The 20,153-nt window shown below is 70.8% G+C and carries 20 protein-coding genes and 1 pseudogene; 13 read left to right on the forward strand and 8 right to left on the reverse strand.

The window, feature by feature from the left end; all coding sequences use genetic code 11:
• Nucleotides 1–134 precede the first annotated feature (134 nt).
• From ABZT17_RS11460 to ABZT17_RS11470, 3 genes are all read left to right on the forward strand, one after another.
• Complete coding sequence (locus ABZT17_RS11460) at nucleotides 135–974, forward strand: tryptophan 2,3-dioxygenase family protein (protein WP_356346781.1); 840 nt, start codon at nucleotides 135–137, stop codon at nucleotides 972–974.
• Nucleotides 967–2,181, forward strand: a complete 1,215-nt coding sequence (gene kynU / locus ABZT17_RS11465) for a kynureninase (protein WP_356346783.1) — start codon at nucleotides 967–969, stop codon at nucleotides 2,179–2,181. Before ABZT17_RS11460 ends, kynU begins: the two co-directional genes overlap by 8 nt.
• Nucleotides 2,182–2,458: 277 nt before the next feature.
• Nucleotides 2,459–3,358: an alpha/beta hydrolase gene (locus ABZT17_RS11470; RefSeq protein WP_356346786.1), complete on the forward strand. Its 900-nt coding sequence runs from the start codon at nucleotides 2,459–2,461 to the stop codon at nucleotides 3,356–3,358.
• A gap of 98 nt (nucleotides 3,359–3,456) precedes the next feature.
• Here ABZT17_RS11470 and ABZT17_RS11475 read toward each other — a convergent pair whose 3' ends face one another.
• A complete protein-coding gene (locus tag ABZT17_RS11475) occupies nucleotides 3,457–4,374 on the reverse strand; it encodes an NAD-dependent protein deacetylase (protein ID WP_356346788.1) in 918 nt (305 codons plus the stop codon).
• 157 nt (nucleotides 4,375–4,531) lie between these two features.
• On the opposite strand from ABZT17_RS11475, the pseudogene ABZT17_RS11480 reads away from it, so the two are divergent.
• From ABZT17_RS11480 to ABZT17_RS11490, 3 genes and pseudogenes are all read left to right on the forward strand, one after another.
• A pseudogene (locus ABZT17_RS11480) lies at nucleotides 4,532–4,669 on the forward strand (DNA-binding response regulator); the annotation flags it as partial.
• Between the two features lie 111 nt (nucleotides 4,670–4,780).
• On the forward strand, nucleotides 4,781–6,157 hold the full coding sequence (locus tag ABZT17_RS11485) for a histidine kinase (RefSeq protein WP_356346791.1): 1,377 nt from the start codon (nucleotides 4,781–4,783) through the stop codon (nucleotides 6,155–6,157).
• Complete coding sequence (locus ABZT17_RS11490; protein WP_356346793.1) at nucleotides 6,154–6,819, forward strand: response regulator transcription factor; 666 nt, start codon at nucleotides 6,154–6,156, stop codon at nucleotides 6,817–6,819. Before ABZT17_RS11485 ends, ABZT17_RS11490 begins: the two co-directional genes overlap by 4 nt.
• A gap of 42 nt (nucleotides 6,820–6,861) precedes the next feature.
• Here ABZT17_RS11490 and ABZT17_RS11495 read toward each other — a convergent pair whose 3' ends face one another.
• Nucleotides 6,862–7,263, reverse strand: a complete 402-nt coding sequence (locus ABZT17_RS11495) for an ATP-binding protein (RefSeq protein WP_356346796.1) — start codon at nucleotides 7,261–7,263, stop codon at nucleotides 6,862–6,864.
• Between the two features lie 193 nt (nucleotides 7,264–7,456).
• Here ABZT17_RS11495 and ABZT17_RS11500 point away from each other — a divergent pair, with 193 nt between their 5' ends.
• Genes ABZT17_RS11500 through ABZT17_RS11510 form a run of 3 tightly spaced genes read left to right on the forward strand, consistent with a single transcriptional unit; the run spans nucleotide 7,457 to nucleotide 9,726 of the window.
• Nucleotides 7,457–8,308: a helix-turn-helix transcriptional regulator gene (locus ABZT17_RS11500; protein ID WP_356346799.1), complete on the forward strand. Its 852-nt coding sequence runs from the start codon at nucleotides 7,457–7,459 to the stop codon at nucleotides 8,306–8,308.
• The gene (locus ABZT17_RS11505) at nucleotides 8,308–8,511 is read left to right on the forward strand and encodes a DUF397 domain-containing protein (protein WP_356346801.1); all 204 of its coding nucleotides are present in this window, start codon (nucleotides 8,308–8,310) and stop codon (nucleotides 8,509–8,511) included. Before ABZT17_RS11500 ends, ABZT17_RS11505 begins: the two co-directional genes overlap by 1 nt.
• A 9-nt stretch (nucleotides 8,512–8,520) precedes the next feature.
• Nucleotides 8,521–9,726, forward strand: coding sequence for a cytochrome P450 (locus tag ABZT17_RS11510; RefSeq protein ID WP_356346803.1), 1,206 nt, complete (start codon nucleotides 8,521–8,523; stop codon nucleotides 9,724–9,726).
• A 4-nt stretch (nucleotides 9,727–9,730) separates the two neighbouring features.
• Here ABZT17_RS11510 and ABZT17_RS11515 read toward each other — a convergent pair whose 3' ends face one another.
• The 3 genes from ABZT17_RS11515 to ABZT17_RS11525 form a co-directional block, all read right to left on the reverse strand.
• Nucleotides 9,731–9,913, reverse strand: coding sequence for a hypothetical protein (locus tag ABZT17_RS11515; protein ID WP_356346805.1), 183 nt, complete (start codon nucleotides 9,911–9,913; stop codon nucleotides 9,731–9,733).
• A 117-nt stretch (nucleotides 9,914–10,030) separates the two neighbouring features.
• Nucleotides 10,031–11,599, reverse strand: a complete 1,569-nt coding sequence (locus tag ABZT17_RS11520) for an ABC transporter permease (RefSeq protein WP_356346808.1) — start codon at nucleotides 11,597–11,599, stop codon at nucleotides 10,031–10,033.
• A complete protein-coding gene (locus tag ABZT17_RS11525; RefSeq protein WP_356346810.1) occupies nucleotides 11,596–12,492 on the reverse strand; it encodes an ABC transporter ATP-binding protein in 897 nt (298 codons plus the stop codon). The genes ABZT17_RS11520 and ABZT17_RS11525 overlap by 4 nt, the downstream gene beginning before the upstream one ends.
• A gap of 74 nt (nucleotides 12,493–12,566) precedes the next feature.
• Here ABZT17_RS11525 and ABZT17_RS11530 point away from each other — a divergent pair, with 74 nt between their 5' ends.
• The gene (locus tag ABZT17_RS11530; RefSeq protein ID WP_356346812.1) at nucleotides 12,567–13,058 is read left to right on the forward strand and encodes a MarR family transcriptional regulator; all 492 of its coding nucleotides are present in this window, start codon (nucleotides 12,567–12,569) and stop codon (nucleotides 13,056–13,058) included.
• Between the two features lie 8 nt (nucleotides 13,059–13,066).
• On the opposite strand, the gene ABZT17_RS11535 is transcribed toward ABZT17_RS11530, so the two are convergent.
• Entirely contained in the window at nucleotides 13,067–13,891 is an 825-nt protein-coding gene (locus ABZT17_RS11535) for a DUF6801 domain-containing protein (RefSeq protein ID WP_356346814.1), read from the reverse strand.
• 48 nt (nucleotides 13,892–13,939) lie between these two features.
• Nucleotides 13,940–15,451 (reverse strand): APC family permease, encoded by a 1,512-nt coding sequence (locus ABZT17_RS11540; protein ID WP_356346817.1) that lies wholly within the window; start codon nucleotides 15,449–15,451, stop codon nucleotides 13,940–13,942.
• A 161-nt stretch (nucleotides 15,452–15,612) separates the two neighbouring features.
• Here ABZT17_RS11540 and ABZT17_RS11545 point away from each other — a divergent pair, with 161 nt between their 5' ends.
• Together ABZT17_RS11545 and eutC are read left to right on the forward strand one after the other, a co-directional pair.
• Nucleotides 15,613–17,004, forward strand: a complete 1,392-nt coding sequence (locus tag ABZT17_RS11545) for an ethanolamine ammonia-lyase subunit EutB (RefSeq protein WP_356346819.1) — start codon at nucleotides 15,613–15,615, stop codon at nucleotides 17,002–17,004.
• Complete coding sequence (eutC, locus tag ABZT17_RS11550) at nucleotides 17,001–17,765, forward strand: ethanolamine ammonia-lyase subunit EutC (RefSeq protein ID WP_356346822.1); 765 nt, start codon at nucleotides 17,001–17,003, stop codon at nucleotides 17,763–17,765. Before ABZT17_RS11545 ends, eutC begins: the two co-directional genes overlap by 4 nt.
• Nucleotides 17,766–17,813: 48 nt before the next feature.
• On the opposite strand, the gene ABZT17_RS11555 is transcribed toward eutC, so the two are convergent.
• On the reverse strand, nucleotides 17,814–18,644 hold the full coding sequence (locus tag ABZT17_RS11555; protein ID WP_356346824.1) for a diacylglycerol kinase: 831 nt from the start codon (nucleotides 18,642–18,644) through the stop codon (nucleotides 17,814–17,816).
• A 220-nt stretch (nucleotides 18,645–18,864) separates the two neighbouring features.
• On the opposite strand from ABZT17_RS11555, the gene ABZT17_RS11560 reads away from it, so the two are divergent.
• A complete protein-coding gene (locus tag ABZT17_RS11560; RefSeq protein ID WP_356346827.1) occupies nucleotides 18,865–20,148 on the forward strand; it encodes an adenylosuccinate synthase in 1,284 nt (427 codons plus the stop codon).
• Nucleotides 20,149–20,153 lie beyond the last annotated feature (5 nt).

Genomic DNA, 20,153 nt, shown 5'->3' on the forward strand with positions numbered 1-20,153 from the left:
GAGGTCCGTCTGATCTGCTCAGGCGGACCTTGCGTTTTCGCGGGACCATCGAAGAAGATTTGCCGCGGGGACCGGGGCGTCCTGCCGAAGACGGCAGGTGCGGACCGCTACCCGGAGTAATACAGGAGACAGCGATGTCCCATGAGGCTCACGAAACCCAGGAGCCCGAGACCCCGCATCTCGACTTCCAAGGCACGACGCCGTACGAGGACTACGTCAAGGCGGACGTGCTCACCCACCTCCAGCACACCCTCTCCGACGATCCCGGAGAGATGGTCTTCCTGGTCACCACCCAGGTGATGGAGCTGTGGTTCACGGTCATCGTCCATGAGTGGGAGACCGCGGCGGGCGCGCTGCGCAGCGACGACGTGCCCACGGCCGTCGCCGCGCTGAAGCGGTCCGTCCGTGAGCTGGAGGCGCTGACCGCCTCCTGGAAGCCGCTCGGCCAGCTGACCCCGGCGCAGTTCAACTCCTACCGCTCGGCCCTCGGCGAGGGCTCCGGGTTCCAGTCGGCGATGTACCGGCGCATGGAGTTCCTGCTCGGCGACAAGTCCGCGTCCATGCTGGTCCCGCACCGGGGCGCGCCCCGCGTCCACGCGGAGCTGGAGAAGGCCCTGCACGAGCCGAGCCTGTACGACGAGGTGCTGCGGCTGCTCGCGCGGCGCGGGCACGCGATTCCGGCGGCGGTGCTCGACCGTGACGTCTCGCTCCGCTACGAGCCGTCGGAGGAGGTCGAGGCCGTCTGGACGGCTCTCTACTCCGGCCCCGAGAACGATGAACTCGCCCGTCTGGGCGAGGCGTTGACCGATGTCGCGGAGCTGGTGTGGCGCTGGCGCAACGACCACCTCGTGGCCACCCGCCGAGCGATGGGCTCCAAGGCCGGCACGGGCGGCTCCGCCGGGGTCGCCTGGCTGGAGAAGCGCGCCCAGAAGAGCGTGTTCCCCGAGCTGTGGACGGCGCGGTCCCATGTCTGAACTGGTGAGCAGGGCAAGCGAGTTGGACGCCGCCGATGAACTGGCGGACAAGCGGGCCGAGTTCGTGCTCGACGCAGCATCTGATCATGCCGCTGACGCCGCGGTCGTCTACCTGGACGGCAACTCGCTCGGCGCGCTGCCGGCCGCTGTCCCGGGCCGCGTCGAGGACGTCGTACGACGCCAGTGGGGCGCGCTCCGTATCCGTTCCTGGGACGAGAGCGGCTGGTGGACGGCGCCCGAGCGGATCGGCGACCGGATCGCCCCGCTGGTGGGCGCGGAAGCCGGGCAGATCGTGGTCGGCGACTCCACAAGTGTCAATGTCTTCAAGGCACTTGTGGGCGCGGTGCGGATGGCGGGGGAGGGCCGCGACGAGATCCTCGTCGACGCCACCACCTTCCCCACCGACGGCTACATAGCCGAGTCGGCGGCCCGTATGACCGGCCGCACGCTGCGTCCGGTGACGCCGGCGGAGGTGCCGGGTGCGCTCAACGACCGTACGGCCGCCGTGTTGTTGAATCATGTCGACTACCGCACGGGCCGCCTGCACGACCTGCCCTCTCTCACGGCAGCGATCCACGCGTCCGGCGCGCTCGCGGTCTGGGACCTCTGCCACAGCGCGGGCGCGCTGCCGGTCGGGCTCGACGATCACGGGGTCGACCTGGCGGTCGGCTGCACCTACAAGTACCTGAACGGCGGCCCGGGTTCACCGGCGTACCTGTATGTACGGCGAGACCTCCAGGACCGTTTCGACTCCCCGCTGCCGGGGTGGAACTCGCACACCGAACCCTTCGGCATGCGCCCCGACTACACACCGGCGTCCGGCGCCCTGCGCGGTCGCGTCGGCACACCGGACATCCTCTCCATGCTCGCCCTGGAGGCGGCGCTGGAGGTGTGGGACGGCGTCTCGATCGAGTCGGTGCGCGCCAAGTCCCTCGCGCTGACGGACTTCTTCCTGGAGTGCGTCTCCGCGTACGTCGACGAGGGCCGCGTCGAGTGTGTGACGCCCGTGGCCCACGGCGAGCGGGGCAGCCAGGTCGCGCTGCGCTGCGAGGACGCCGGGGACGTGATGAAGCGACTCGTCGAGCGGGGCGTGGTGGGCGACTTCCGGTGGCCGGACGTCCTCCGCTTCGGCTTCACACCGTTGTACGTCGGCTTCGCGGACGTGGAACGGGCGGCTCGGGTGCTGGCGGAGACGCTGGGCGGGTAGCTCGCAGCGCTTTCGGGGGCCTCGCAGCGCTTTCGGAGGAGGTGGGCCGGGCGGGCCGCGGTGCCGTCCGGCCCACAGCCGTTTCACGGGTCCGCAGAACCGTTTCCCCTCGGCTTTACCTACCGCCTTGCCCCACATCCTCGCGGGATCTCCCTCACCGAGCGTGACATCCGCGTGTCGGCGCACGTCACCGGCCTGGTACCGTCCCCGCCAACGGCCGAATTCCACCTGGTCCGCCGAAATCCCCAAACCCATTATGTCGCTGAGAGGTTGGAGCATGCCGGACGACGCCGCAGCAGCCCGGGCCGCCGCCGAGGAGGAGTCGGCTTTCTCGCACCCGGCGGTCGACCCCGACTCCACCGCCGCGTACGGCGACGACCCGGATCAGCTGATCGATTTCTACGCCCCGCGCGACCTGGAGCCCACGGCCACGCCCGTGCCCCTGGTCGTCGTCCTGCACGGCGGTGCGTGGCGGGCGCCGTACGACCGGCGCCATATCTCACCGTTCGCGGACTTCCTGGCCAGGCGAGGGTTCGCGGTGGCGAGCGTGGAGTACCGACGGGGACGGCTGATCCCGGCGCAGGGTGGCGACGGGGGCGGGGAAGGCGGTGCCGTAGCGGGCCGTTGGCCGGACACCTTCGACGACGTGGCCGCCGCACTGGACGCACTGCCGGCGCTCGCGCGCGAGGCGCTGCCGCAGGCCGACCCGCGTCGCATGGTGATCACCGGGCACTCCGCGGGCGGCCACCTGGCGTTGTGGGCCGCCGCACGCCATTGCCTTCCGGCGGACGCGCCCTGGCGCACGGCCCGTCCCGCGCTACTGCGCGGGGTCGTCGCCCTCGCGCCGATCGCGGACTTCGAGGTGGCGGACAAGCTGGACGTGTGCGGCGGTGCCGTACGCCAACTCCTGGGAACCGGAGAGAAGTTCGCCGATCGGCGCCCGTACGCCGACCCGGCACTCCTGCTCCCCACCGGCATCGCGACCACCCTGGTCCAGGGCCGCGCGGACCTCGACGTCCCCCAGGTGGTCGCGGAGTCCTACGCGGACGCGGCGGCGAAGGCGGGCGAGATGGTGGGGCTGACGCTGCTGGAGGACGTCGGCCACTTCCCCCTGATCGACCCGGCGGCCGACGCGTGCGCGGTGGTCGCGGAGGAGATCGCCCAGTTGGCGTGGTGACGCGGCCGAGGGGGGTGTGCTCGGAGCGCCCTGAAGGGGGCCGGCTTCGATGGGCGGTACGGCAGGGCGAGCCTGGCCGGTGTGGGGGAGCAGCGTGCTCAGGCCTCTCCGGCGGCTTGCGCGGCGGGCTCCGTGTCGACACGGAGGTGCAGCTGGCCGGCGACGCTGGTCAAGGCGGATCCCAGGGGGAGCGCGACGCGGGTGAGGGCGTGCTGGTCGCCGCGGGTGGGGTCCCGGTTGACGATGACGACGGTTTTGTCGGCCTGGGCCGCCTGGCGGACGAACCGTAGCCCGGACATCACGGTCAGGGAGGAGCCCAGCACCAGAAGTGATCTCGCCTCCCGGACCAGCCGGCGGCACTGCTCGACCCGCGGCGCCGGAACCGCCTCACCGAAGAACACGACGTCCGGCTTGAGGACGCCGCCGCAGACCAGGCAGGGCACTACACGGAAGTCGCCGACCTGAGCGTCGGTGAGGTCGGCGTCGCCGTCGGGGTTGATTCCGGCGGCTGTCGGTGCGAAGTCCGGGTTGGCCTCTTCCAGACGCAGGGCGAGTGCGCGACGCGGGCTGACAGCACCGCAGGACAGACAGACGACCCGACTCAGGCTGCCATGCAGCTCTACGACGTCCTCGCTGCCGGCGGCCTGGTGCAGACCGTCGACGTTCTGGCTGATCACACCCGAGAGCAGCCCGTGCCGCTCGAACGCAGCCACGGCACGGTGCCCGGCGTTGGGGCGGGCACGACCGAAGGTACGCCAGCCGAGGTGACTGCGTGCCCAGTACCGGCGACGGGCCTGGGCACTGGCGGTGAAGTCCTGATAGGTCATCGGCGTGTGCCGCCCCAGGCTCCCGCCCTCGCCCCGGTAGTCGGGGATGCCCGACTCCGTGGAGATGCCGGCCCCGCTGAGCACCAGCACACCGCCGGCGCGCAGCAGATCGACGACCGGCCCCAGATCCGTGGTGCCGGGCGGCAGGTCCTCGGCAGGGGTCCAGCTCAGGGTCGGACGCATGCGCATGCCGCAAGGGTACGGTCCCGGTGCGAACCGATGCCGTGACGACCGGCGTCGCCGCCGGCCGTCTGTGGAGGACGACGGCCAGCGGCCACAGCGGGTTGAGCCGGGTGATCTCCCTCGTTTCCCTCGTCCGATCGGGCGAGACCGGTGGGACCCCGTCGTGTCTAGGCTGGTCCGCGTGACGGAGACGGGGGTTCGGCGGCTGGTCGGTGGGCGGGTGAAGCTGGGCCTGCGGGACCGCACGCAGGCGGCGGTGTTCGCGTACGAGTCGGGTCTGGTACGGCCGTCGGGGCGGTGACCTGCTCCGCCCCCCGCCCCTCCGCCCTACCCGTAGTACTTGAGGCTGATGCCGAAGGACCCCTCTCACTGGTGACGACCGCGGTACTCGCCTCCGCCTACCGTTCTTGATGTGACCGAGACGACCCACACGACGCCCACGAGCCCGCCGGACCCGACGGAGGCTGCGTACGAGGCGTACAAGCCGAGCAGTCCGGAGTACCGGGCGGCCGTGGACGCCCTGCGGGGTATGCGGCAGGACCTGTTCCACGACGCCTTCGCCTACCGCCCGCTGCCGCGTCTGAGCTTGGACGACCCGCTCGTCCGCCGCCTGCGCGGCCGTCCGCGGGAGTACACGACCTGGATCCCGCACGCGGTGGTCACCGCGTTCGCCGTCCTGGCCATGCTGATCGCCGCGAACAGCGCGGTGATGGGCGCCGGCGACAACTTCGTTCTCGGTCTGCTGGCCCTGGTGCCGGTGCTGCTGACGATGGTCCGGCCGATCGGCGCGTTCTGGGTGTCGATGGCGGCGACCCCGGTGGCCTCGGTGATCGGCTCGGGCTGGGACACCGAGTGGCCGTGGCTGCCGGGAGCGTTCGCCTGCCATCTGTTCGTGCTCACGATCGTGGCGATACGGACCCGGCCGCGCACGGCGGCCTGGATGTGGGCGCTGACCGGGGTCTACGGCGTGGTGGTCGCCACCTTCTTCAGCTGGGGCCACTCCACCTTCGACACCAACACCGCCCAGATGCTGTCCTTCTCGGCTCTGATCCTCCTCGCGGTCGCCGTCTGGCACATCCGCCGTCAGGCCCGCCAGGAGGTGACCGCCCAGCAGACGGTGACCGCACACGAGCGCTCGCGGCGCACCCTCCTGGAGGAGCGCACGACGATCGCCCGCGAGCTGCACGACGTGGTCGCGCACCACATGTCGGTCGTCGCCATCCAGGCGGAGGCCGCGCCGTACCGGGTGGAGAACCCGCCGCCGGAGCTGGAGAAGGCGTTCGCCACGATCCGGGAGAACGCGGTGGCGGCGCTGACCGAACTGCGCCGGGTGCTGGGCGTGGTCCGCGCCGAGGACTACGAGGCGCCGGACGCCCCGCAGCCCACCCTCGCGGACCTGGAGGGGCTCCTCACGAATGTGCGGGAGACCGGCCTGCGGGTGGAGCGGACGACGACCGGGGCGGTCCGTGAACTCCCGCAGGGCGTGGAGCTGTCGGCGTACCGCATAGTGCAGGAGGCGCTGAGCAACACCCTGCGCCACGCTCCGGGGGCGGGCGCGCGCGTGGAGATCGGCTATGTGCTGGGCGGTCTGGGGCTGCGCATAGTGAACGACCCGCCGCCGAACCCCTCGCTGGTGAAGCCCTCACCGGGCGCCGGTCACGGGCTGACCGGCATGCGGGAGCGCGTCACGATGCTGAACGGCGAGATGACGGCGGGCCGGACGGACGAGGGAGGCTATGAGGTGACGGTGTTCCTGCCGGTCGCCACCGGGAGCGAAGGAGAGGCATGACGATCCGCGTACTCATCGCGGACGACCAGATGATGGTGCGCGAGGGCTTCTCGGTCCTGCTGAACGCGATGCCGGACATCGAGGTCGTGGGCGAGGCGGTCAACGGCCGCGAGGCGGTCGACCGCGTCCGCGAACTCACCCCCGACGTCGTCCTGATGGACATCCGTATGCCCGAACTGAACGGCATCGAGGCGACCCGCGAGATCGTGGCCGCCGACACGACCTCGAAGGTGCTGGTTCTGACGACCTTCGACCTCGACGAGTACGTCTACCAGGCGCTGCGCGCGGGCGCGTCGGGCTTCCTCCTCAAGGACGCCTCCGCCCGCCAACTGGCGGACGGGGTGCGGGTGGTGGCCTCGGGCGAGGCGCTCCTCGCCCCCACGGTCACCAGGCGCCTGATCACCGAGTTCTCCAAGCTCTCCCAGACCCCGCGCATCATGCAGTCCGCCCAGGCGGCCTACGGCGACCTCACCGAACGCGAGACGGAGGTCCTGGTCCTGATCGCCCAGGGCCTGTCCAACGCGGAGATAGCCGAGCGCCTGGTGGTGGCCGAGTCCACCATCAAGACCCACGTCAGCCGCATCCTGGTGAAACTGGGCCTGAGAGACCGCACCCAGGCAGCGGTCTTCGCATACGAGGCCCGCTTGGTGACCCCAAGCTAGCGGGTCCGCCAAACGGCGGGCGACTGAGTGAAGGCAGCTCCCTCACGCCGCCGTCAGTTCGCACCACACGTACTTGCCCCGGCTGCCGTTTCTCGACTGCGGTTGCCAGCCCCATACGTCGGCGCAGGCGCGGATCAGGGACAGGCCGCGGCCGTTCTCGGCGTCGGTCAGGTGATGCAACGGGCGGGGCGGGTCGGGCGGCTCGGGGTCCGCGTCCCATGCGCCGAGGCGGAGTACGCCGGGGGAGTGGCGGATACGGAGGGCGGCGGGGCCCTTGGTGTGCAGTACGGCGTTGGAGACCAGCTCCGCCGCGAGGAGCTCCGCGGTGTCGACGAGGGTGATCAGGCCGTGCAGGGTCAGGATCAGGCGCAGGGTGCGGCGACAGACGGTGACGGCGCGGGGGTCGTTGGGGATGGAGAGGGTGTACTCCCAGGTTTCGGGCATGGGGGAACTCCGTTGTGGTGGAGGGGAGTTGTGCGGTGGCGGTGCCGCGGCCGTCATGGCAGGGCGGAGCGGTGCACTTCCGCAGTGTGTTCGTTGCGTCACCAACGGTAAGGCGAAATATTCGGCCTGTGCAAGCCGTTGCCGTAATCTGGCACACGAACGGGGCATGCTGGCAGGGCTGTTGGGAGAGTGCATGGCGGCGAGGAGTCATCCGACCGCGCGTCAGGTTCGTCTGGGTTCGGAGCTGCGCAAGCTGCGTGAGGCCGCAGGCCTGAAATCGCGTGAGGTGGCGGCCTTCCTGGACTCGACCCCGGCCCAGATGAGCCAGGTGGAAGCGGGGATCGCGGCCGTCGGTGCGGAGCGGATCCGCAGGCTCGCGGCTCATTACGCCTGCGAGGACGAGGCGTTCATCGACGCTCTGGCGGCCATGGCCGGCGATCGCACGCGTGGCTGGTGGGAGAAGTACCGGGGTGTGCTGCCCCCGGTGTTCCTGGACACGGCGGAGGTCGAGTACCACGCCACGTTCCTGCACGAGATCGTGATCACCCATGTGCCGGGGCTCCTGCAGACCGCCGACTACGCCCGCGCGCTCTACGCGTACATGAGGCCCGGCCTGCCCGACAGTGAGCTGAACCCTCGGGTGGAGCACCGGATGAAGCGCCGTTGCGTCATCGAGGGCGACCAGCCGACTCCCTACGAGACGATCATTCACGAATGCGCCCTGCGCGTCCGCGTCGCGGATCGCCGGAGCTCGCTCGCCCAGCTCCGGCAGATCCTCGACCAGATCGAGCAGGGGCATGTGACCGTACGGATCATCCCCTTTGAGCAGGACGGCTTCGCCGGTATGGGAGCCTCCATGCTGTACGCGGGTGGCCCGGTGCCCCGTCTGGACACAGGACTTCGCGACTCGCCCACCGGCACCGCGTTCATCGACGCGGAACCGCAGTTGAAGCAGCTCCGTGCGCTCCTGCATAAGGTGAAGGACGCTTCGCTGGACCCCGCAGCGTCTCGCGACTTCATCCACCGCTTGACCAAGGAACTGTGATGAACTGGCGAAAGTCCACGTACTCGGACGGCGGCGACGGCAACACCTGCGTCGAGATAGCCACCCCCTTCCCCACCCGCATATCCGTCCGCGACTCCAAGGCCCCCGCTCGAGCCACCCTCTCCTTCCCCGCCCCCGTCTTCGCCGCACTGATCGACCACCTGAAGGAACACCCCTGGTCAGAGCCCGGGGCGCCGGGTTAGCGTCCACTCATGGCAGCCTTCGATCCGTGGGACGCGGCGTTTCTCGCCGACCCTTACCCCGCTTACGCCGAGCTGCGTGCCAAGGGGCGCGTGCACTACTTCGAGCCGACCGACCAGTGGCTCGTCCCGCACCACGCCGATGTCTCGGCGCTGCTGCGGGAGCGGCGGCTGGGGCGGACGTATGTGCACCGGTTCACGCACGAGGAGTTCGGCCGGACCGCGCCGTCCGCCGCGCACGAGCCGTTCCACACCCTCAACGACCACGGGATGCTCGACCTGGAGCCGCCGGACCACACCCGGATCCGGCGGCTGGTGTCGAAGGCGTTCACGCCCAGGACGGTGGAGCGGCTCAAGCCCTACGTCAGCAACCTCGCCGGGGAACTGGTGGAGCGGCTCGTCGAGAGCGGCGGCGGTGATCTGCTCAGCGATGTCGCCGAGCCGCTGCCCGTCGCGGTGATCGCCGAGATGCTGGGCATCCCGGAGGCCGACCGTGCGCCGTTGCGGCCCTGGTCGGCGGACATCTGCGGGATGTACGAGCTGAACCCGCCGGAGGAGGTCGCGGCACGGGCCGTACGGGCGTCCGTCGAGTTCTCGGACTATCTCCGGGAGCTGATCGCCGAGCGGCGCGAGCACCCCGGCGACGACCTGATCTCCGGGCTCATCGCCGCCCACGACGAGGGCGACCGGCTCACGGAGCAGGAGATGATCTCCACGGCCGTCCTGCTGCTCAACGCCGGCCACGAGGCGACCGTCAACGCCACGGTGAACGGCTGGTACGCCCTCTTCCGCAACCCCGCCCAGCTCGAAGCACTCCGCGCCGACCACTCGCTGATCCCGGGCGCGATCGAGGAGCTCATGCGCTACGACACCCCGCTCCAGCTCTTCGAGCGGTGGGTGCTGGACGAGATCGAGATCGACGGTACGACGATCCCGCGGGGCGCGGAGGTCGCGATGCTGTTCGGCTCCGCCAACCACGACCCGGCCGTCTTCGCCGACCCCGAGCGGCTCGACCTCACCCGCACGGACAACCCGCACATCTCCTTCAGCGCCGGTATCCACTACTGCATCGGCGCGCCCCTGGCCCGTATCGAACTGGCCGCCTCCATGACGGCCCTCCTGGAGAAGGCCCCGGCCCTCGCCCTCGCCGAGGAGCCGAAGCGGAAGCCGAACTTCGTGATCCGGGGACTGGAGGGGTTGCGGGTGACCTGCTCCTAGGGCCCTAGCCGCCGTCGGAGGTGCCGTTCTCGCGCCGGCTCCACTCGAAGCGGCGTACGCCTTCGCCCGCGGCGAGCGTCAGTGTCGAGACGGCGCGGACCCAGCGGGGCCCGCCCCGGGACGCCCACACCACACAGACGCATCCGCCGATGACGAGCACCAGCACGCCCAGCAGTACCAGGATCATCGCGTTCCCCACCTCTGACCGCCGCTCGGCGCAGCCTCCACACCGCTGCGCTCCCTGCTCACAAGGACGTCGTCTCCCGCGTCCCGGTTCGCCGCGGGGGGTCGGACAACCGCGTCGTCAGGTGGTCAGGTCACGTCGTCGCAGGCCCGCCAGGCCCATGCCGACCAGCGCCGCCGCCAGCCCCAGCAGGGCCAGCACCGGTCCCCAACTCATCTCCGCGCCCGGCAGCTTGGGCAGATGGCCGAAGGGTGAGATGTCCAGCACCGCCTGCGGTACGTCCAGCGCCGGGCCGACCCAGCCGATCAGCAGGACCGCGCCCGCGACACCCCAGGCCGCCGTCGCCGCCCTCGGCAGCACGCCGTACAGCAGCACCGCCAGCCCGCCGATCACCCACACCCCGGCCACCTGCACCAGACACGCGCCCAGGACCGGTCCGACCTCCTTGCCGTAGCCGACGGCGAAGCCGAGGCCCGCCAGGACCATGATGAGGACCGCGCCGCCGAAGGCGATTGCCAGATGGCCGGCGGCCCAGCGGAGGCGGCCGACCGGGTTCGCCAGCAGCGGTTCCGCCCGGCCCGAGGTCTCCTCGCCGTTGAGGCGGAGTACGGACGCCACGACGTACAGCGCGGCGATCAGACCCAGCATGCCGGTCATCGACGCCAGGAACGCGTCCGTCAGCCCGCTGTGGCCACCCATCCGTTCGAAGATCTCCCGGGCGTTCCTGTTGTCGCCCACCAGGTCCGCCACCGAGTCGGTCAGACCGCCGTAGACGACACCGGCCAGGAAGAAGCCGGTCGACCAGCCCAGGACGCCGCCTCGCTGCAGGCGCCAGGCGAGCGCGCCCGCCGTGCCGAGGCGGCCCGTCGCGGGGCCGGGCCGGGTCGGCAGGAAGCTCATGCCGACGTCCCGGCGGCCCGCCAGCCCATAGGCCACGGCCGCCTGGAGAGCGATGGCCGCCGTGAACAGGAACAGTACCCACCAGCGTTCGCCCGCGAAGGGGCGCAGGTTCTCCAGCCAGCCCAGCGGAGACAGCCAGGTCAGCACCGACGAACCGTAGTCCCGCGCCGAGTCGCCCGCCGCGCGCAGTACGAAGGCCGCGCCCAGCGCCGCCGCCGTGAGACCGCGCGCCAGCCGCGCGCTCTCCGTCAACTGGGCGACGATCGCCGCCATCGTGGCGAAGACCATCCCGACCGCCGCCAGACCCAGGGCGAAGGCCACCGCTCCGGCGGCTCCCCGGGCGGCAAGGCCGGCCGCGACCAGCAGGGCCAGTACGGCGTTCGCCACCCCCGCCGCCAGCAGGGCCGCCGTCAGCGAGGCCCGGCGCCCCACCGCGCCGGAGGCGATCAGCTCCTGCCGGCCGCTCTCCTCCTCGTCCCGGGTGTGGCGTACGACGACCAGGAGACTGGTGGCGGCGGCGAGCGCGCCCGCGTAGACCCCGACGCGCCAGGCCGTGAGCGCGCCCAGGGAATCGCCGAAGACGGGACCGATCAGGGCGCGGAAGGAGGCGTTGCCGGCGACCTGGCGCAGCAGGTCGGTGCGCTCGGCCTCGGTGCCGTAGAGGCCCTTGAGGGTGTTCGGCATGGAGAGCACCATCAGGGCGTTGACCGCCACCCATACCGGGATCATCAGCCGGTCGTGGCGCAGGTTGAAGCGGAGCAGCACCCGCGTGCCCGTGAGGGAGGTCATGACACCTCCTGGTAGTGGCGCAGGAACAGCTCCTCCAGCGTCGGCGGCGTCGAGGTCAGGGACCGCACCCCCGACGTGCTCAACTGGCGCAGTACGGCGTCGAGTTGATCCGTGTCGACCTGCAACCGCACCCGCCTGCCCTGTACGTCGAGATCGTGGACGCCCGGCAACTGCCCCAACCCGTTGGCAGGGCCCGCGAGTTCGGCCGTCAGACTCGTCCGGGTCAGATGGCGCAGGTCGGCGAGGGAGCCGGACTCGACCGTGCGGCCCTTGCGGATGATGCTCACCCGGTCGCACAGCTCCTCGACCTCGCTGAGGATGTGGGAGGAGAGCAGGATCGTACGGCCGCGGTCCCGCTCCTCCTCCACGCAGCGCTGGAAGACCTCCTCCATCAGCGGGTCCAGGCCGGAGGTCGGCTCGTCCAGGATCAGCAGGTCCACGTCGGAGGCGAACGCGGCGACCAGGGCGACCTTCTGGCGGTTGCCCTTCGAGTAGGTGCGGCCCTTCTTGGTCGGGTCCAGCTCGAAGCGGTCGATCAGGTCGGCGCGACGAGCGCTGTCGATGCCCCCGCGAAGACGGCCGTAGAGGTCGATGACCTCGCCGCCGGAGAGGTTGCGCCACAGCGTCACGTCGCCGGGGACGTACGCGATCCGGCGGTGCACCTCCACGGCGTCCCGCCACGGGTCGCGGCCCAGCACCCGGGCGGCGCCGGAGTCGGCGCGCAGCAGGCCGAGCAGGACCCGGAGGGTGGTGGACTTGCCGGCGCCGTTCGGGCCCAGGAAGCCGTGCACCTCGCCGGTCTCGACGTGCAGGTCGAGACCGTCCAGGGCGTGGGTCCTGCCGAACGACTTGTGCAGGCCGGTTACCTCGATGGCGAGGTTTGCCTTCGTCATGCTTCAGAACGTACGCTTCTTTCAGAAATTTGTGAAGTTAAAGAAGTCCATGAAGCCCGGTTAGGGTGGTGGCCATGGCTGACGAGATGGGGCGTGATCCGGAGGCGGTCTCGAAGTTCGTGGAGAGTTTCGCGGCGCAGCTCGTCGAGGCCGGGATGCCGCGGATGCCGGCGCGGGTCTTCGCCGCGCTGCTCTCCTCGGACGAGGGCGCGATGACCTCCGCCGACCTCGGCGAACAGCTGCGGATCAGCCCGGCCGCGGTGTCCGGCGCGGTGCGCTACCTGGCCCAGACGCACATGGTCTCGCGGGAGCGGGAGCCCGGTTCACGGCGGGAGCGGTACCGGGTGCACGGCGACCAGTGGTACGAGGCGCTGACCAACCGCGAGGCCCTCATCAAGCGGTGGGAGGGCGCGCTGCGGGAGGGCGTCACCAGCCTCGGCGAGCACACCCCGGCCGGGCGGCGGATGGCCGAGACGCTCGCGTTCTTCGAGTTCGTAGAGAGCGAGGTCGCGGCCATGATGGAGCGCTGGCGCATCCACCGGGAGAAGCGCTTCGGCGCGGGCTAGGGCACGCCCTAGCGGCGTCGTCGGCTCATGGCCCACCAGACCAGGCCGACCGCGGCCGCCGCCATGGCCAGCAGTGCGGTGAGGGTGTACAGCGTGGCCATGAAGTTCCAGCCGTCGCTCGTGGTGCCGGGTGCGGCGGCCGGGGGTGCCGAGGGGGAGCCGACGGCCGAGGCCGGTCCGTTCCGCGTGCTCGGGTGGCCGGCCCTCGACGACACGACGGTGAGCCTCGCCAGCAGTCCGTCCTGTCCGGAGTCCAGCTCGCACGGTCCGTTCATGCTGCCGATCGGCACCGATCCCCGCCCGGTGAAGTGCAGGTCGACCCGGTCGACCACGATCCGCGCCGCTCCCGGTTCGCCGAAGACGAGCGGGGGCAGGGCCCCGGTCGCATGGACGGTCAGCGGGCCGGAGTCGGGGACCCGCGTCCTGGCCACCGTGAGCGTCACGGTCCTGTCGGTGTCACCCTGCGGTGCCGCCACGACGGTGTGCACATCCGCCGTGCCCTCGACGGTGTCCGCGTGGACGAGCTTCAGCGAGTCGGTGACCTTGTGGCCGACGACCGCCTTCGCGTCGATCCGCGCCTGCGGCGACAGCTCGCCGACCGCGAGGGTGGCCGGGGCGGGCCACACCACCGTCGCGGTCATCGGCTGACCACCGATGACCGGGAACCCGCAGGTGAACCGGTAAGACACCGGAGCCGGGGCCGCCGTGGCGACCCCGGCTCCGAGGAGAACGGTGCTTGCGAGAAGGGCAACTGCCGTGACACACGCGGCGATTCGCCGCCGTAATCCGGCCGAGGCCGAGTCGGCGACCGTGCCTCGCAGGTTGGCGACCATGCCTCGCAGGGTACGGCCTCGTCTGCGCCGCGCCCAACTCCCGTACGGCTAGCGCTCCTTGGTCTCCTCCAGCACCGTCCGCCCCAGCAGCGCGTACCGCTCGGGCGAGCGGCGCTTGAGGTACTGGGCGTAGCCGACGCCCGTCGCCGCGACCAGGCCCACCAGCCACGGGGTCGCCTTCAGCACCAGCGAACCGGACTCCGAGCCCGCCGCGACGCTCATGTTGGACACCAGCAGCAGCACCACCGCCAGCATCGCGACGCCACCGATGAGCGGGGCGGCGAAGGTCCGGAACCAGTGCCGGCTCTCGGGGTGGTTCTTGCGGAAGTAGACCAGCACCGCGAAGGAGCACACGGCCTGCACGATCAGGATCGCCATCGTGCCGAGGATGGCGAGCAGCACGTAGAGGGCGTTGGCCGGGTCCTTGCTCGTGAGCCAGAACCCGACGATCAGCACCGCGCTCACCAGCGTCTGCACCAGGCCCGCGATGTGCGGGGAGCCGTGTCGGGCGTGGGTGCGGCCGATGGTGTTCCGCAGCGAGGGGATGACTCCCTCGCGGCCCAGGGCGTACATGTAGCGGGCGGCGCAGTTGTGGAACGCCATGCCGCAGGCGAGCGAGCCGGTGATCATCAGCCACTGCATGAGGTCGACCGCCCAGTGGCCGACATAGTGCTCGGTGGGGTTGAAGAACAGGGCGAGCGGGTTCGCCGAGGATGCGGCCTTGACCGCCTCCGTCTCGCCGTTGCCGATGATGGCCATCCAGGAGACGAAGACATAGAAGACACCGACGCCCAGGACGCTGATCATCGTGGCCTTGGGGATGATCCGCTTGGGGTCGCGGGACTCCTCGCCGTACATCGCCGTCGACTCGAAGCCGACCCAGGACCAGAACGCGAAGAACAGGCCGAGACCGGCGGACGTGCCCTTGAAGGCGTTGACCGGGTTGACCGGGCCGAAGGTGAAGCCGTGCGGGCCGCCGCCGTGCAGGGCGACCGAGATCGCCATCGCGGCGAGGACGGTCACCTCGGTGCCGAGCAGGACCACCAGGAGCTTCTCGGCGACGGAGACGCCGAACCAGGTGCCCACGGCGTTGACGGCGAGCATCACCAGGGCGAAGGCCCACCACGGGATGTCAAGTCCCGTCTGGTCCTTGAAGGTTCCGGTGGCGAAGGTCGAGAAGATGCCGATCAGCGCGGGCTCGAAGACGGCGTACGCGAAGGTCGCGAGGAGGCCCGACGCCAGGCCCGCGGTGCGGCCGAGGCCGTAGGAGATGAAGCCGTAGAAGGCGCCCGTCGAGGTGATGTGCTTCGCCATCGAGGTGAAGCCGACGGAAAAGATTGCCAGGACGACCATTGCGACGAGATAGCTCGCCGGGGCGCCGATGCCATTGCCGGACGACACCATGAAGGGCACGTTGCCGGTCATCGCGGTGATCGGCGCGGCGGTGGCGACGGCCATGAAGACCACGCCCAGTAGGCCTACGGCGTTGGGCTTCAGCCGGTGAACCGTGCCCTCGCCGTCCGTTGTGGTCGCCGGGGCGACTCCTTCGTCCACTGCCATCGCCGGTGGCCCCTCTCCTGCTTCTCGCTGGTTGTACTGGACCGGAACTCTGTGGCCCGAATGAGTCGAGCAAGGGTCTCGGGGGGTTAAATGTTTGTCAACCAGACCTTTAGAAATCTGACGCAATCTGTCGGCAACACGTCGCTCGTACGGTCGGGGCCATGACCGTCTACACGTCCACTCTCGGCGTCGAACGCTTCCGCTTCGGCTCCCTCGCGCGTCTGCTCGCCGCCGCGAGCCCCGAGCGCTCCGGCGACCGGCTCGCCGGCCTCGCCGCCACGAGCGCGCAGGAGCGGGTCGCGGCGCGCTGGGCCCTCGCCGAAGTGCCGCTGGCGACCTTTCTGACCGAGCCGGTGATCCCGTACGAGACCGACGACGTGACCCGGCTGATCCTGGACACGCATGACACGGCCGCCTTCGCGCCGGTGGCCGGGATGACCGTCGGGGAACTGCGCGAGTGGCTGCTGGCGGCGGGGAGCGAGGCGCTGTCCGCGGTGGCGCCGGGCCTCACCCCGGAGATGGTCGCGGCGGTCTCGAAACTGATGGGGAACGCCGATCTGGTGGCCGTGGCCCGCAAGGTCCGGGTGGTGACGGCGTTCCGCTCGACGATCGGCCTGCCGGGCCGGCTGGCGACCCGGCTGCAGCCGAACCATCCGACGGACGATCCGGCCGGGGTGGCGGCGGCCCTGCTCGACGGCCTGCTGCTGGGCTCGGGCGACGCGGTGATCGGCATCAACCCGGCGACGGACAGCCCGAAGGCGGTCCGGGACCTGCTGGAGCTGCTGGACGGAGTGATCGACCGCTACTCCATCCCCACCCAGTCCTGCGTCCTGTGCCATGTCACCACGAGCGTGGACCTGATGGAGCGCGGTGCGCCGGTCGACCTGGTCTTCCAGTCCATCGCGGGCACCCAGGCGGCGAACGCGTCCTTCGGTGTGACGCTCGGTCTGCTGGACGAGGCGTACGAGGCGGCGCGGGGGCTCGGCCGGGGGACCGTCGGCGACAACGTCATGTACTTCGAGACCGGCCAGGGCAGTGCCCTGTCGGCCGACGCGCACCACGGAGTGGACCAGCAGACGGTGGAGGCGAGGGCGTACGCCGTGGCCCGCCGCTACGAGCCCCTGCTGGTGAACACGGTCGTCGGCTTCATCGGCCCGGAGTACCTGTACGACGGCCGCCAGATCCTCCGGGCCGCCCTGGAGGACCACTTCTGCGGCAAACTCCTCGGCCTGCCCATGGGCCTGGACATCTGCTACACGAACCACGCCGACGCCGATGACGACGACGTGGCCACCATGCTCACGATGCTCGGCGTCGCGGGCGCCTCCTTCGTGATCTGCACGCCGGGCGGCGACGACATCATGCTCAACTACCAATCGGCCTCCTACCACGACGCGTTGTATCTGCGGGAGGTGCTGGGTCTGCGCCCGGCACCGGAGTTCGAGGCGTGGCTGGGGTCCATCGGGCTGCTGGACGAAGCGGGTTCGATCAGGGAGGTGCCGTCGGACTCGACGCATCCCCTGACGGCGATCGGAAGGGAACTGGCGGCATGACGAACAGCCGAGTGGAGCCCCTCGTGGGTGACTTGCCTCTCTGGTCCGCCCTGCGCCGGCACACCCAGGCACGTATCGGCCTGGGCCGCGCGGGTACGGCGCTCCCGACCCGGCACCGGCTGGAGCTCCAGTCCGCGCACGCGGCGGCCCGAGACGCGGTGCACTCGCCGTTCGAACCGGACGTGGTGGCCGGGGGACTGGCCGGTCTTCCCACGGTACGGGTCCGCAGTGCGGCGGCCGACCGGCTGACGTACCTCCAACGCCCGGACCTGGGGCGCCGGTTGGACCCCATGGACCGCGCGCATCTGCCCGCCGGCGACTGGGACGTGGTGTTCGTGGTCGCGGACGGGCTGTCCAGCCGTGCGGTGCACGAGCACGCGGCGGCGATGGTGCGGGAGACGGTGACCCGGCTGCCGGGCTGGAGCGTGGCCCCGGTGGTCCTGGCCGAACAGGCCCGGGTGGCCCTCGGTGACGACATCGCGCGGGCCATGGGCGCGGCGACGGTGGTCGTGTTCGTGGGCGAACGGCCGGGGATGTCGGCGGCGGACTCGCTGGGGGCGTACCTGACGTACCGGCCTAGGCCGGGGGAGACGACGGACGCCGACCGCAACTGCCTGAGCAACATCCGGCCCCCGCTGGGCCTGACGTACGAGGCGGCGGCGGGGAAGCTGGCGGTGCTGATGGAGAGGGCGCGGGAGCTGGGGATCACCGGGGTGGGACTGAAGGACGAAAGCGATCACGAGGCTGTGGCCGAGCGGTGAGGGATCACCTCGACGGCGAAGCCCTCGTGTTCGTCGCCGAAACACCCCCTAGGAAGCCCCCGGCACCGTAAGCCCCCAGGCCCCCTCCCACACCGTCCACGTCCGTCGTCGTACCGGTCCCCACACGCCCGCGTCCGCCCGGTACCGGAAATCCGCGCCCGAGACGCTCACCGTGCGGCCCAGGGCCAGCAGGGGTGAGGCCTCGGCGCCCACCGAGAGGGGGCGGACCTCGACCTGGGCCAGGCCCGCGGCGCCCGGGGACACGGACACCGCCTCGACCGGCTGGTCCAGGTCCACCAGCGTCTCGCCGTCGACCTCGACCCGCAGCCGGGCGGCGCGTGGCGCGGGAAGCGGGGTCTCGCGGGCCGGGACCAGGGTCCGTACCAGGGACTGGGCGGTGCGCAGCCAGGGGCGGCCGACGTCCAGCGACGGGGGGTGCGGAGCCACCGGCGGGATGCGGAGCGCGCCGAGCACCACGCCGTCGCTGTCGTCCACCAGCAGGTCCCGCCGTCGTACGACCCCGTCGAGCACCGCCCGCGCCGCCGCCACCGCGCCCATGGGCACGCCCAGCGCCCCCGCCACGGTCAGCGCGGCGCCCACCGGCACCATCGACAGGGCACATCCGGCCAACTCGCGCTGGCGGTGCAGCACGGACACGGCACGGACCAGCGCGCGGTCGTCGCCGATCACGACCGGGCGGCGCGAGCCCCGCCGGGCCAGCGCCCGCGCGAACTCCTCCGGTCCCTCCGGCAGGCACACCTTCGTCTGCGCACCCGCGCTGAGCACGTCTTTCGCGATACGTACCGACTCCCCGTCCGTCCGTCTGGCGATCGGATCGATGACCACCAGCAGCTGATCGGAAGTCGCGGAAGTCGCCACCTCGGTCCTGCCTCGCTTCCTCGGGTAGCATCTTTGTGCAAGAGCCCCTTGCGCTATTGCGCCAGGGGCTTCGTCTATTCCGGGGCATCCGGGTCCGACGGGTTCGCGGCCGTACGACGGCCGTCGGTGGCCGAAGCAGGTCGCCGGTGTACGAGGCACAGGGCCGTGCCGCGTACGCCCCTGACCTTGGACATGCCCCGCCCGGAAGGGGTGTACGCGCGTGCCCGCACTTGTGCTGCTCGGTGCTCAGTGGGGTGACGAAGGCAAGGGAAAGGCGACGGACCTGCTAGGCGGGTCGGTCGACTACGTAGTGCGCTATCAGGGCGGCAACAACGCCGGTCACACGGTCGTCGTCGGCGACCAGAAGTACGCACTGCACCTCCTCCCTTCCGGGATCCTCTCGCCGGGGTGCACCCCGGTCATCGGAAACGGTGTCGTCGTCGACCCGTCGGTCCTGTTCTCCGAGCTGAACGGGCTGAACGAGCGAGGCGTCGACACGTCCAAGCTCCTGATCAGCGGTAACGCTCACATCATCACGCCGTACAACGTGACGGTGGACAAGGTGACGGAACGCTTCCTCGGAAAGCGGAAGATCGGCACCACCGGGCGCGGCATCGGCCCGACCTACGCGGACAAGATCAACCGCGTCGGCATCCGGGTCCAGGACCTGTACGACGAGTCGATCCTCACCCAGAAGGTCGAGGCGGCCCTCGACGTCAAGAACCAGATGCTGACCAAGCTCTACAACCGCCGCGCGATCGCCATCGAGCAGGTGGTCGAGGAGCTGCTGGGCTACGCGGACCGGCTGAAGCCGTACGTCGCCGACACGGTCCTGGTCCTCAACCAGGCGCTGGACGACGACAAGGTGGTCCTCTTCGAGGGCGGCCAGGGCACGCTCCTGGACATCGACCACGGCACGTATCCCTTCGTCACCTCGTCCAACCCCACCGCCGGTGGCGCGTGCACGGGCGCGGGCGTGGGCCCCACCAAGATCAGCCGGGTCATCGGCATCCTGAAGGCCTACACGACCCGGGTCGGCTCGGGCCCCTTCCCGACCGAGCTGTTCGACGCGGACGGCGACGCGCTGCGCCGCATCGGCGGCGAGCGGGGCGTCACCACCGGCCGTGACCGCCGCTGCGGCTGGTTCGACGCGGTCATCGCCCGCTACGCGACCCGCGTGAACGGCCTGACCGACTTCTTCCTCACCAAGCTCGACGTCCTCACCGGCTGGGAGCAGATCCCGGTCTGTGTCGCGTACGACATCGACGGCAGGCGCGTCGAGGAACTCCCGTACTCGCAGTCCGACTTCCACCACGCGAAGCCCGTCTACGAGACCCTCCCGGGCTGGTCCGAGGACATCACCAAGGCGAAGTCGTTCTCCGACCTCCCGAAGAACGCCCAGCAGTACGTCAAGGCGCTGGAGGAGATGTCGGGCGCGCCGATCTCGGCGATCGGTGTGGGCCCGGGCCGGGACGAGACGATCGAGATCAACTCGTTCCTGTAGGCCTG

Source organism: Streptomyces sp. NPDC005648, from assembly GCF_040605395.1.
GTDB lineage: Bacteria > Actinomycetota > Actinomycetes > Streptomycetales > Streptomycetaceae > Streptomyces.